This is a genomic window from Paenibacillus sp. FSL R5-0636, from assembly GCF_037974255.1.
GTDB lineage: Bacteria > Bacillota > Bacilli > Paenibacillales > Paenibacillaceae > Paenibacillus_AQ > Paenibacillus_AQ odorifer.
The window spans coordinates 145490-158059 of the sequence record NZ_CP150232.1 but is presented as its reverse complement, the minus strand read 5'-3'; the positions used below and the strand labels follow the sequence as shown (position 1 = coordinate 158059).

General features: G+C 45.4%; 10 protein-coding genes and 8 tRNA genes. 1 reads left to right on the top strand and 17 read right to left on the bottom strand.

Annotation, left to right across the window (positions count from 1 at the left end):
* Positions 1-64: 64 nt before the first annotated feature.
* Positions 65-1282 (bottom strand): ATP phosphoribosyltransferase regulatory subunit, encoded by a 1218-nt coding sequence (locus MKX34_RS00775; RefSeq protein WP_036687060.1) that lies wholly within the window; start codon positions 1280-1282, stop codon positions 65-67.
* Between the two features lie 280 nt (positions 1283-1562).
* On the opposite strand from MKX34_RS00775, the gene gntK reads away from it, so the two are divergent.
* Positions 1563-3092: a gluconokinase gene (gntK, locus tag MKX34_RS00770; protein ID WP_076297317.1), complete on the top strand. Its 1530-nt coding sequence runs from the start codon at positions 1563-1565 to the stop codon at positions 3090-3092.
* A gap of 71 nt (positions 3093-3163) precedes the next feature.
* On the opposite strand, the gene MKX34_RS00765 is transcribed toward gntK, so the two are convergent.
* From MKX34_RS00765 to MKX34_RS00690, 16 genes are all read right to left on the bottom strand, one after another.
* Positions 3164-4321, bottom strand: coding sequence for an acyltransferase (locus MKX34_RS00765; RefSeq protein ID WP_076297208.1), 1158 nt, complete (start codon positions 4319-4321; stop codon positions 3164-3166).
* Between the two features lie 111 nt (positions 4322-4432).
* Positions 4433-5641, bottom strand: coding sequence for an acyltransferase (locus MKX34_RS00760; protein WP_076297207.1), 1209 nt, complete (start codon positions 5639-5641; stop codon positions 4433-4435).
* Between the two features lie 293 nt (positions 5642-5934).
* Positions 5935-6444 (bottom strand): acyltransferase, encoded by a 510-nt coding sequence (locus tag MKX34_RS00755; protein ID WP_170914218.1) that lies wholly within the window; start codon positions 6442-6444, stop codon positions 5935-5937.
* A complete protein-coding gene (gene ppaX, locus MKX34_RS00750) occupies positions 6441-7097 on the bottom strand; it encodes a pyrophosphatase PpaX (protein ID WP_038568092.1) in 657 nt (218 codons plus the stop codon). The genes MKX34_RS00755 and ppaX overlap by 4 nt, the downstream gene beginning before the upstream one ends.
* Positions 7098-7102: 5 nt before the next feature.
* Entirely contained in the window at positions 7103-8134 is a 1032-nt protein-coding gene (gene lgt, locus MKX34_RS00745; protein ID WP_076126827.1) for a prolipoprotein diacylglyceryl transferase, read from the bottom strand.
* Between the two features lie 12 nt (positions 8135-8146).
* Complete coding sequence (gene hprK / locus MKX34_RS00740) at positions 8147-9085, bottom strand: HPr(Ser) kinase/phosphatase (RefSeq protein WP_036687047.1); 939 nt, start codon at positions 9083-9085, stop codon at positions 8147-8149.
* A gap of 210 nt (positions 9086-9295) precedes the next feature.
* Positions 9296-10417, bottom strand: coding sequence for a sn-glycerol-3-phosphate ABC transporter ATP-binding protein UgpC (ugpC, locus tag MKX34_RS00735; protein WP_036687044.1), 1122 nt, complete (start codon positions 10415-10417; stop codon positions 9296-9298).
* Between the two features lie 111 nt (positions 10418-10528).
* The gene (locus MKX34_RS00730) at positions 10529-11623 is read right to left on the bottom strand and encodes a helix-turn-helix domain-containing protein (protein WP_036687042.1); all 1095 of its coding nucleotides are present in this window, start codon (positions 11621-11623) and stop codon (positions 10529-10531) included.
* A 149-nt stretch (positions 11624-11772) separates the two neighbouring features.
* A tRNA-Lys gene (locus tag MKX34_RS00725) sits at positions 11773-11845 on the bottom strand.
* A 5-nt stretch (positions 11846-11850) separates the two neighbouring features.
* Positions 11851-11936 (bottom strand) — tRNA-Tyr (locus tag MKX34_RS00720).
* An 8-nt stretch (positions 11937-11944) separates the two neighbouring features.
* A tRNA-Phe gene (locus MKX34_RS00715) sits at positions 11945-12017 on the bottom strand.
* A gap of 62 nt (positions 12018-12079) precedes the next feature.
* Positions 12080-12157: transfer RNA gene (locus MKX34_RS00710), tRNA-Asp, on the bottom strand.
* Positions 12158-12171: 14 nt separating this feature from the next.
* A tRNA-Thr gene (locus MKX34_RS00705) sits at positions 12172-12247 on the bottom strand.
* A 32-nt stretch (positions 12248-12279) separates the two neighbouring features.
* Positions 12280-12355, bottom strand: a tRNA-Val gene (locus MKX34_RS00700).
* 8 nt (positions 12356-12363) lie between these two features.
* Positions 12364-12440, bottom strand: a tRNA-Met gene (locus MKX34_RS00695).
* A 30-nt stretch (positions 12441-12470) separates the two neighbouring features.
* Positions 12471-12562 (bottom strand) — tRNA-Ser (locus tag MKX34_RS00690).
* Positions 12563-12570: the final 8 nt, after the last annotated feature.

Genomic DNA, 12570 nt, shown 5'->3' with positions numbered 1-12570 from the left:
AGTTGCCTCCTTTTCCATCTCCATGCAAAATTTATGTTAATCGCTTTTTGTACTAGCGATATCCTCAGCCATGCTCACTTACAAAAGATACGAATGTATAGATTTCACCGTACCGTACACCCTCTGCTTCAACCGTGTCCGTATCCAAACGCTTCACCGTTTCAAGCTCTTCTGGACCTGCAGCAAGTCTAGTAACGACTGCATGACCCTCTGACCGCAGGCGTGTTGCCTCTTCCAAGCCTTCTTTTCTGCGAATCGCATCATATTGGATCAAAATAGGCAGCTCTTCCTCTTCGACCACTCCAGTTACACCATCCAGGATGCGATTCGTTTTTAAGGAAAATCCTGTGGATGGGATCGGACGCCCAAACTGTTGCAGCAGATTGTCGTATCTACCACCGCTGCATACCGGAAATCCTAATTCCGCTGCATAACCTTCAAAAGTCATGCCTGTATAATAGGAAAAGTCCCCGATCATCGTCAGGTCAATCAGTACATGCTGTGATACGCCGTAAGAGACCAGCACCTCCCACACCTTGCACAAATGATCAATCGAATGACGGGCGAGCGGATGATTGCTCAGCTCTAGCGCCTGTCCACAAATCTCCTTGCCTCCGCGCAGACGCAGCAGCCCATCCAGTTCGTTCTTCTGCGCTTCTGTAAGATCCAGCCGCCGTAAAGTCTCCCGGAAAGAAACATAGTCACGGCCCAGCAAATGACTTTTCAGCTCCTCTTGAGCCTCGGGTAATTCAGGAAGTGCCTCTTGAAATAACCCATTCAGAAAGCCTACATGCCCCATAGCGATCTTAAAAGACTTCACACCCGCGGCTTGCAGCGAAGAAATAGCAAGCGCCACTACCTCCGCATCGGCCTCTGGTGAATCATCACCTACCAGCTCTACACCTGTCTGGAAGAACTCCGCTTCCCGCCCCGCTTCTTCCTCAATAGCACGGAATACATTCGCGTGATATGACAGACGCAATGGCAGTGGCTCATCCTTCAATAGAGAGGCAACAACACGGGCAACCGGGGCAGTCATTTCTGATCGAAGCACCAAAGCCTGACCACGATTGTTAAGTAATTTATAGAGCTTCTGGTCGGACGTAGAGCTAGCCACGCCAACTGTATCGTAATATTCCAACGTTGGAGTCATCATTTGCTGATATCCCCAGCGACTCATGCAATGCAGTACATCGTTCTCAATTTTGCGCAATTTCGTTACGGCCCGGGGCAGATAGTCCCGAACGCCAGACGGCTTCTCAAATCCCTTTGGTTTGGACATCTTCATTGTTCACCTCGTCAGTTATCATTAGATACTGTTTATGTTTACTTTACTATGGTAAAGTGGTAGCAAATTAAAGTATTTTCAATATCGTATCATGTTCACTGCTTTTTCGTCAATCAAACCCTTAGTCGAGCGTTTGGCATTTTCTTTATTTTTGCCTCCCCGCTTATCGAATACTATAATGAGCTAATACGATTGTACTTCATAATTTTGTAATTGGTGTTCTAAAAATATACTTTCACCTAGAAAGAAGGGCTAACGCTTGACTAAATCCTATATGATTGGCGTTGATATTGGTACTACAAGTACAAAGGCAGTTCTCTTCGAGGAGAATGGAGCCATAGTTTCACAAGCTAATATGGGTTATCCCTTGCATCAACCCTCCCCTTCTATAGCGGAGCAGGACCCAGAGCAAATCCTACGTGCAGTCTTTCATACCATCTCTAATGTCATGCGGCAAAGCGTCGTAACTCCAGATAAGATCCTATTCGTCTCTTTCAGTTCAGCCATGCACAGTGTCATTGCAATTGATCAGCTAGGTAAACCACTTACTGCCTGCATCACTTGGGCTGACAACCGTAGTGCCGGGTCTGCACTTCGCCTGAAGAACGAGTTTAACGGACATGAGTTGTATTTGCGCACAGGAACGCCTATTCATCCTATGTCACCGATTACCAAGCTAATGTGGCTTCGGGAAGAGCAGCCTGAGTTGTTCCAACAAACCTATAAATTCATTTCTATAAAAGAATACATATTCGCTCGGCTGTTCGGCGAATACATCATTGATCATTCCATTGCCTCTTCTACAGGCATGCTCAACCTTGAACTTTTGGAGTGGGATAAAGAGGCCCTGGAGATAGCCCATATTTCACCAGATCAACTCTCACGGCTTGTTCCCACCACAGAGATCATGCAAGGCCTGCTTCCCGGTCTAGCAGAGGAGCTGTTACTGCTCCCGACGACACCTTTTGTCGTAGGAGCCAGTGATGGCGTCTTGTCCAACCTTGGCGTAGGCGCGATTAAACCCGGTGTAGTGGCTGCTACGATTGGAACAAGCGGAGCGATTCGCACCGTAGTGGAACACCCGCTTACCGACCCTAAAGGACGGACCTTCTGTTATAACTTAACCCCAAAACATTGGGTGATCGGAGGACCCGTTAATAACGGCGGTATGTTGTTCCGCTGGGTACGGGATGAGTTCGCTGCTTCTGAAGTCGAAACCGCCAAACGTCTTGGCATTGACCCTTACGAGGTTCTAACTCGCATCGCGGAACAAGTTCCGGCAGGTAGCGGTGGTCTTCTGTTCCATCCTTACTTAACTGGTGAACGGGCACCGCTGTGGAATCCTGATGCTCGTGGCTCCTTCTTCGGCCTTTCTATGAATCACCATAAGGAGCATATGATTCGCTCGGTACTAGAAGGCGTAATTTTCAATATGTATATGGTTCTGCTGGCTATGGAAGAGCAAATCGGGCGTCCTAGCAAAATTCTGGCTACAGGCGGCTTCGCCCGCTCCTCAGTCTGGCGGCAGATGATGTCTGATATTTTTGATCAAGAGGTCATCATTCCGGAGAGTATCGAAAGTTCCTGCCTCGGAGCAGTAGTGCTTGGTCTTTACGCAACGGGCCGTGTGGACTCCTTCGATGTTGTATTCGACATGATCGGCTCAACTTACCAGCATGATCCGATTGATGAACATACCAAAGTGTACAAGCAGCTGCTGCCGATTTATATTTCCGTCTACCGTAGTCTGGAAAGCCAGTATCAAGCTATTGCGGAGTTTCAGCGGGAACAGGCTGGAGAATAGACGAAAAATAAAAAGCGCCGGTCAACCCGCATATACGGGAGACTGGCGCTTTTATATTACCTAGCAGTAAACTATGCGCTTTGGGAACCTGTTTTAGCTTTCTTTGGTGCGCCTGATCCGAAAATAATCCAAGACGCAGGCACATACCGGAAGACGAGAGCCACTGCCAGCCATGAGACCAGCAGCGCAACAAGCCATCCTCCTACAATCGCTGCGATGTACGCAAGAGAACCCCCGTGAAACGGTAATTTTCTATAGAAATATAGCAGCATAGGGTGCAATAGATAAATCCCGAAGGAGCATGCTCCTACGGATACCAAAAGTCTTGTCAGCAAGCTACGACCCGCTCCATAGAGCAAGAAGGAGATTTGCAACAGCACCACACAAGAGAGTAGCGCATGTAGATTAGAGAAACCCTCATACCATAAGCTGTTGATGACAGTTTTTTTCGTGTAGTTGTTAAACCATAGCTCAACATGAACAACCCCTGCTACAATCCATAACAACCACAACGTAATCCAAACCGGACCTTTACCGGCGCGCCAGCCTTCACGTGAAGGCACTAGCCATTTTTTCAAAGAAGAATAATACACCGCAATCCCAGCACCCAGCAGGAAATACGAGAAATAAGTGATCGCCAGACTCCCCTTGGATAACTGCCAATACCCATGATTGGTCATGTATTTATTCAGCAGCACAAAACCCCACTGTAGTAATAACCCGATCAGCGGCGCCCAAGCCGCCAGATGACGAACCTTTTGCAAACACCACAAAATGAGCGGAAATAACACGTAAAACTGAATAATGATAATAATATAATACAGATGCGTATATGCCGTTCCTGTCCATAAATACTTCCATAGCTTAGAAGCCATCTCCCCCGGAGGTAAGCTCCAAGTATTCCCGGCATTCATTTTTAACGCAAAATACAGCAGCGAAAACACTACATAAGGCACAATAATATAAAGCAGCCTTCTAGAGTAGAACTTTCCTAGCGTTTTGCCACCCAGCGGACGGTCAATATAGTTATAGAAGAGCACGAACCCACTCAAAAATATGAATGAAGGTACGGCGAACTGGCTGAATTTATTAATAAATAAGAACGGATGAAACATGTTTGTGCCTAGTGTCTCCGCCAACGTTCGTGAAGTAGCATGAATAGCCAGCACTGCAAAAATAGCAATTGCCCGAAAAATATCCAGCTGCGGAATTCTTTCTTTTTGTCTCATAATCTTTCCTCCTGTTAAGCTCCGCATCGAAGTGATGCCTTTTTAATCAAGTATTATGAAGGCTACCTCCCCACGTTTAAGCGTGTGCGTGTATGAGACCTTCTTTTAACGTTATTTCTCCTGCTGCACGAATCCCTTTGCCCGTTCCTCAGGGATATAACCTGACTTTTCCTGCGGACTGGACTCCAAAGAGCGAGGCACGCTTCCAAAAATAATCCATGAACCCGGAACTCGCCGGAAAGCAAACTGCACAATAAGCCAGCTCCCTCCCAGTGCGACCACAAGCCCACCGTAGATGAACAAAACATATGTTAGCGACTCTAGGGGAATATGATATCTGAACCTGCGATATACCGCCAGCAATAGCGGATGAATCAAATATATCGCAAAGGAGAGTTCACCCAAACGAGTTAAAAAAGCAACAATCCCGCGAGGAGCCTTACGATAGATCAGAAATGTAGCATACAACAGAACCAATGCAGATAACATCGTATGGACATTCCATAATAGCTCGTACCACAGCGAATCCGTCCACACCCCAAAATGGCGGGCCACATACCATAGCTGCACATGGATAAAGGCTGCAATTAACCACCCGCTCACTAATAGGGCAGTCCATCCTTTTTGCTTGGCAGTTAGCTGCCTCCATGGCTTCATCAGCCACGTCTTCACCTTCTCAAAGTGAATTGCGATATAAGCACCCATCATATAATAAGCCAGATAAGAGATCGCCAAGCTCCCTTTTTCAACAATGTGCAGTTCGTATTTATTCCAGAAAATAAACCCCCACTGAAGTATCAATCCGAGTGGAATCGCCCACTTTATTAAAAATCGGGAACTCTGGAGTAGCTTAAGCAGTACTGGAAAAAGCAAATAAAACTGAATACTGATAAATACAAAATACAAATGCGCATATGCGGAACCTGAGAATAACGCTCTAATAAAGCTGTACAGGTTGCCACCGAGGTTCTGGGTCAATCGTCCGTTCACATATAAGGTTAGTGCGTAATAGCCCATAGAGGCTAGCAGATAAGGCAATAAAATATACTTTAATCGACGACGGTAGAAATTAATAATCAAGCTGCGTGTCACAGGGCGCCCATAATAATTATAAAACAATACAAAGCTGCTCAGAAAAATAAATGAGGGCGTACCGAATTTAAAGAAAATGTTGATCCAGTTCAGCCAGTAATAATAAGGTGAATGCAGTGCCTGCTCTCCAGCGGCAAAAGATGAGGAATGCACATGCAATACGCCTAAGATCGCTAATGCTCTGAAGATATCCAGCTGGGGCAGCCTTTCCTGTCTCGCAGTGTTCATATTATATTCCTCTTCTCTACTATGATGGTTGTTCATAGAGACGCTAAGCGGAATGTGGAAACTGAAAATACCAGGAAGCCTGCACCTGCTGATTTTACATTCTGATATTTGAAGCTGAATGCCTAGCGTGGGATTCGCCTTATCACTAACGCTAATTATATCGAATGTATCTGTTCTAAAAACTTAAGAAGAACTTAAAGTTTCCTTAATAATCTTCTCTAAGACGCAAGAAACCCTGCAGAACCTGCGCTAAAAAAACGCAATATGTAACTGCAGGGTTAAAAAAGCATCGTTTACACTTGTTCCGCATGTTCTTCCGTTGAAGAGGGGCGCAGCTCTCGCAGTGGATTGCCTCCGACAAAAGAGCCAGCCGCCACATTTTTGTGCACCACGGAGCCAGCAGCTATAACTGCCCAATCTCCAATGGTTACACCGGGAAGAATCGTTGTATTCGCGCCGATCAATACATTTTCACCGATCACCACTTCGCCCAGGCGATATTCCTTGATCAGATACTCATGCGCCAGAATCGTCGTGTTATAACCAATAATAGAATTCTCACCTACCGTTATTTTCTCCGGAAAAAACACATCCACCATTGCCATAAGACCAAAAGCCGTGTGTTTACCAACCTTCATCCCCAGCATCCGTCGATAGATCCAATTCTTTAACGGTAGAATCGGACAATAGCGGGCAATCTGAATAAAAATAAAGTTGCGGACACCCTTCCAAGGGCTGACCGTACGGTAAATATACCAAAGTGAGTTATGACCTTCTACTGGATAACGGGTTACGTTTCTCACGATTCATTCGTTCCTCGCTCCATAATTTCTATAATATCCTTCATGTTATGGATGATAAAGTCCGGATCATACTTGCGGAGCGTATCCTCGCCCTTCAAAGACCAAGATACTCCAACAGCGTATACACCGGCAGCTTTGGCTGATTGAATATCAACCGCACTGTCACCTATCATTAAGGTTTTACGAGGATCAACGCCAAGGTTTTTGACCGCTGTCAGAACGGGCTCCGGATGTGGCTTTGGTTCAGTAACATCGTTCACAGTCACAATCGTATCCATGTACTTAAGCAAATCGAACCTTTCCAGAGTCTTGATCGTTGTTGGACGGATCTTAGTAGTTACAATCCCAAGTTTGATCCCACGACTCGAGAGCTCCTCAATGGTCTCCTTTACAAGCGGGAAGGACCGCACTAACTCATCATGATGCTCATTATTATAAGAACGATAGGACTTTTCTAACGTACCATTTACATCCTCTAGTCCAGAGAATACTCTCATCTGTTGCTGAAGGGTTGTTCCCATATGCGGAATTATCTCTTCTCTGGTCAGTGGAGCCAGACCATTGTCCTTCAGCGCGTACATAAATGAACTAATGATTAGCTCATTCGTATCGACAATCGTTCCATCCAGATCAAAAAGAACGCATTCTATCATAAGTTTTACTGCTCCTTCTTATCTCCATCCGCTGGCTGTCCTTGCTCAGGTTGTGTTCCTTGACGAGTTTTCTGCGGTGTATTTACTGCGCTTTCTGGCACTACAGTATCTGCTTGGATCGGTTTAGTACATACGATAGGGTCAGAATAATGTGCTTTAGGCTCTCCGGTTACTCTGCGAATAACGATTAATAATATAGCTGCCACAATAATCAGTAGAGAAAGCAGCTGAGAAATACGAATATTACCATAGGCAGGATCCAGATATCCTTGTTCAAAACCTAACCATTCCATCGGACTCCATAAGCCATTTATAAACGAAGCCAGTCCTGCACTTCCGTTAAAAGCTAAACTGTCAGTACGCACAGCCTCGATGAAGAACCGACCGATGGAATACCATATAAAGTAAGACATGAAGATTTCTCCAGCACGTACAAACTTCTGACGACGGAGAACCATCAATAACGCAATCCCTAGTAAGCTCCAAAGAGATTCATACAGGAAAGTCGGATGATGAAAAGCATCCCCTATGTACATTTGATTAACGATGAAGTCAGGTAAATGCAGTTTATCCCGTAAAAAAGATTCCTCAACTACGCTGCCGTATGCCTCTTGGTTGACAAAGTTTCCCCAGCGGCCAATCATTTGACCCGCCAGTAGTCCAGGTGCGCAAATATCAACAATACGCCAGAAAGGGTAACCCTTATAACGGAAATAAATAATTCCGCAAATAATCGCTCCTATTAATGCGCCGTAAATGGCGATGCCGCCATTCCAGATCTTAAAGACGTCTATCAGATTATGCTTATAATCGTCCCATTTAAAAGCTACAAAATAAATCCGTGCCCCTATAATTGCCGAGGGTACACCCAGTAGCAGCATATCCATAAAGAATTCTTGCGGGATTCCGAACCGTTTGCCCTCGCGGATCGCAAGAAATAATCCCGCGAGTGCACCGACCCCTAGTATTAACCCGTACCAGTGTACAGGCAGTGATCCAATTGAGAATACAATAGGATCTATTGCTAATGGGAACATTGTCTCACACTCCTAATCGAGATCGTCCATATCCTCAGATATGGTCGCAGTTAACTTATTCGTAAACTGCAGGGCTGCATTAAAGCCCATTTGCTTCAGGCGATAGTTCATCGCAGCAACCTCAATAATAACGGCAAGGTTACGTCCTGGACGTACAGGAATGGTTACAAGTGGAACATCGGTATCAATAATCCGCGTCGTTTCCTCATCAAGTCCAAGCCGGTCATACTGCTTGTCTTGCTGCCAAGCCTCTAATCTAACGACAAGTGTAATCCGTTTATGATTACGGATAGCACCCGCACCAAAAAGTGTCATTACGTTAATGATACCTACTCCGCGAATTTCCAACAAGTGACGGATCAACTCAGGGGCTGTACCATGCAGCTGGTTATCTGAAGTCTGGCGGATTTCCACGGCATCATCAGCGATCAGTCTATGTCCACGTTTTACAAGTTCAAGGGCTGTCTCACTCTTACCAATACCACTACTGCCAGTAATCAGCATACCTACACCATATACATCACAGAGTACACCATGAATCGTTGCTGTAGGGGCTAATCTCCCTTCTAAGAAGCTCGTCAAACGGCTGGAGAAAATAGTCGTAGCCATCGAGCTACGAAGCACAGGAAGTCCCTTTTCATTACTTATATCAATTAACTCCTGTGGCACATCCAAACTACGGGTAATTACGATACAAGGTGTATTGTCATTACAGATTCCACGAAGCCTACTTTTACGTTCAGCTTCAGGCAGCATGGAGAAGAATGCGAGTTCTGTCTTACCTAATAGTTGAACACGTTCTTCCGGATAATATTCGAAATAACCAGCAATCTCTAGTCCAGGGCGATTCAGGTCATCGACCGTAATAGGTCGCTTTAGACCTTCCTGGCCGGAAATAACCTCTAATTGAAAATGTTGTACCAATTCAGATACTTTTACTTTCTTAGCCATGTAAATTCGTCCTTTCGTCACCTGCGGTATATGTCCGCTTACTGCGTCCGGTTGACAGCGATCTCATTACAATTCCGGAGGTAATTCTCCTGCTATCTTAATTGATAACGCTTGTGAATGCAATCTTAACGCCTATCCATTACGACCCTAATTAAACAATAAAGCCACCCTTTCGGGTGGCTTTATCAAGAGAGAAAAGATCCTGCGATCTTATCCCAACAGAATGTTAACTTCGGATTCTTTATCGAAGAAGTGAACTTTGTTCATATCGATAGCCAATTTTGGCTTGCTGCCTTCGCGAGTAGTGGAACGTCCATCTACACGAGCGATTACAGTAGATTTACCAAGGCCGCTCAAGTAAAGGAGCATTTCGTGACCAAGGTTTTCAGTTACATCAACCAATGAAGTAAAGATTGTGTTCGGGGAAGCTTCCAAGAATACTGGCTCTTCATGGATATCTTCTGGACGAACGCCCATAATTACTTCTTTGCCAATGTAGCCTTTGCTGCGGATGATTTGAGCTTTTCCGCCTGGTACTTCAACATCAAGGTTCTCAGCACGGAAACGGACAGAACCGTTTGCTTCGGACAAAGTACCATTGATAAAGTTCATTGTAGGGGATCCGATAAATCCAGCTACGAACAGGTTAGTTGGTTCATTGTACAACTCTTCAGGGGAAGCAGCTTGTTGAATGATACCATCATACATAACTACGATACGGTCACCCATTGTCATAGCTTCTGTTTGGTCATGCGTTACGTAGATACAAGTGGTTTCAAGGCGTTTAACCAGTTTAGTGATTTCAGCGCGCATTTGACCACGAAGTTTAGCATCCAAGTTGGAAAGAGGCTCATCCATCAAGAAGACTTGTGGATCACGTACGATAGCGCGTCCCAAAGCTACACGTTGGCGTTGACCACCGGAAAGTGCTTTTGGTTTACGATCTAGCAAATGCTCGATATCGAGAATTCTAGCAGCTTCACGTACTTTCTTGTCGATTTCATCTTTCTTCACTTTACGAAGTTTCAAACCGAAAGCCATGTTTTGGTATACGCTCATATGCGGATACAGGGCGTAGGATTGGAATACCATCGCGATATCGCGGTCTTTAGGTGCAACGTCGTTGACTACACGATCGCCAATGTACATTTTACCTTCGGAGATTTCTTCCAGACCAGCGATCATACGCAAAGTTGTGGATTTACCGCAACCGGATGGTCCAACCAATACTAGAAATTCCTTATCTTTAATATCAAGATTGATATCCATTACTGTTGCTTTATCTGAACCCGGGTATTTTTTGAAAATATGCTCTAAACGTACGCCTGCCATTGTATTTCCCCCTCGAGTTAATTATTGATTAATTGAAAAATTCTTTTTTCCTTGTACATTTATATTACCCTAGACGGGACACGGTGGCTATTTGTAACGTTCACAAAAAACCTATTTCCTTTTCGTCACTTTATACAAAAGCATAGTAAGCTTCACAATAGCAGCGTCCCCAAAGCTACGCACATCCGCGCCAGTCTCCTGTTTGATCTTGTCCAGACGGTATAAAAGCGTGTTGCGATGAATATATAGCTTCTTGGCTGTTTCACTTACATTACAATCCATCTCAAAAAACGTCTCCAGGGTCATCAGCATCTCTTTATCCGATAATACGGAAGAATAGTCGCCAATCTGTCCAAGTAACTGTTTACGCCGTGCGTCAGGAATGCTGTTAACCAATCGTTCCAAATGCAGCTCCCAAGGTAAATGAATATACTCACCCACTTGGAAAATACGACCGAGTACAATAGTCTCCCTCAGCAAGGCCACGGATCCCGTCAATCCCTTAACAGGAACTATAGCCGGAGCTACAGCCAAATGGAATACACCTACCCATTCGCTGGCTATCAGTTCGTGTAAGCCCATGCTGGTCTGAGCCAGAATTTCATCTACACTCTCTTCTTCCTCATCCTTATCATCTCCGCCCGTGAGTAGTTCCTTCCGGGCCAATATTAACCATTCTTTTTCTTGAAGAGGTATAAGCAGAATTTCATTCTCAAAATAGCTGCGCAGCAGCTTCATTAAGGAACGATAAGTGATCTGCGGGCTATGTGCATTCTCACTGCTAAGTAGGAATGGAACCATATCTCCGAATAAACGTCCCTTTAGAGCCATCTCATCGGGTATCTCAGAGTCATTTTTCTCTTGCTCCAGTTCGGTGTTCAACCAGGTACCCAGCTGCCGAGCCTCCGCTTCCCCTTCTTCTCTAACCCCAGTAGCTTTTAGTGCAATTGCAAAGTTTCGAACCGCATAATTCACTAATTGTATTTCCAAAGAGTTAAGTCCATCCAATTCCACCCAGACAGCGGTTACACGTCCATCAGTCTCATATAATGGTGCCCAAAGATGACCTTCATGGATTACCGGCTGTTCTTGTGCTTCCAATCCCAGGCTAAAAAGAGAAGCTGAATGTTGCCTCCCTAACTGCTTGATTCCGGTTTTCTTTCCGGTGAGCTGCTCTAACTTTTTTCGCAATGTTTCGCTATCCATAGTCACCATACTCCACCACTTTTGCTCTTTTCGCCTATTTTAGCATATTCTCTAATATTATGTTAATCACTACAGCAGCGCGCTACTATAATACGACATAAAAACACAAAAAAAGCCACCACCCTAAGGTGATGACTTTCTGTTTGGGATGAGCCATGAAGGACTCGAACCTTCGACACCCTGATTAAAAGTCAGGTGCTCTACCAACTGAGCTAATGGCTCATAAATGGTGGGGGATGATGGATTCGAACCACCGAACACGTACGTGAGCAGATTTACAGTCTGATGCGTTTGGCCACTTCGCTAATCCCCCAAAAAAGGTGGCTCGGGACGGAATCGAACCGCCGACACGAGGATTTTCAGTCCTCTGCTCTACCGACTGAGCTACCGAGCCATAAGATTACATGACAATTAAGCGGAAAAGTCTTACACTTCCCACTCATTTTGTGGAAAAAATGGCGGAACCGACGGGATTCGAACCCGCGGTCTCCTGCGTGACAGGCAGGCATGTTAGGCCAACTACACCACGGTTCCGCATTAATTAAAAATGGTGCCGGCGAGAGGACTTGAACCCCCAACCTACTGATTACAAGTCAGTTGCTCTACCAGTTGAGCTACACCGGCACGGTGTAAAAGCAATTCTAAAAAGATGAAAATGGTGGAGGCTGAGGGGATCGAACCCCCGACCCTCTGCTTGTAAGGCAGATGCTCTCCCAGCTGAGCTAAGCCTCCAGGTATTATGGTAGCGGCGAAGGGGATCGAACCCCCGACCTCACGGGTATGAACCGTACGCTCTAGCCAGCTGAGCTACACCGCCACAATAATTAGTATTGCTATGGATTGAAAATGGCGGAGAGAGTGGGATTCGAACCCACGCACCGCTTACGCAGTCTAACCCCTTAGCAGAGGGTCCCCTTATAGCCACTTGGGTATCTCTCCAAACGATA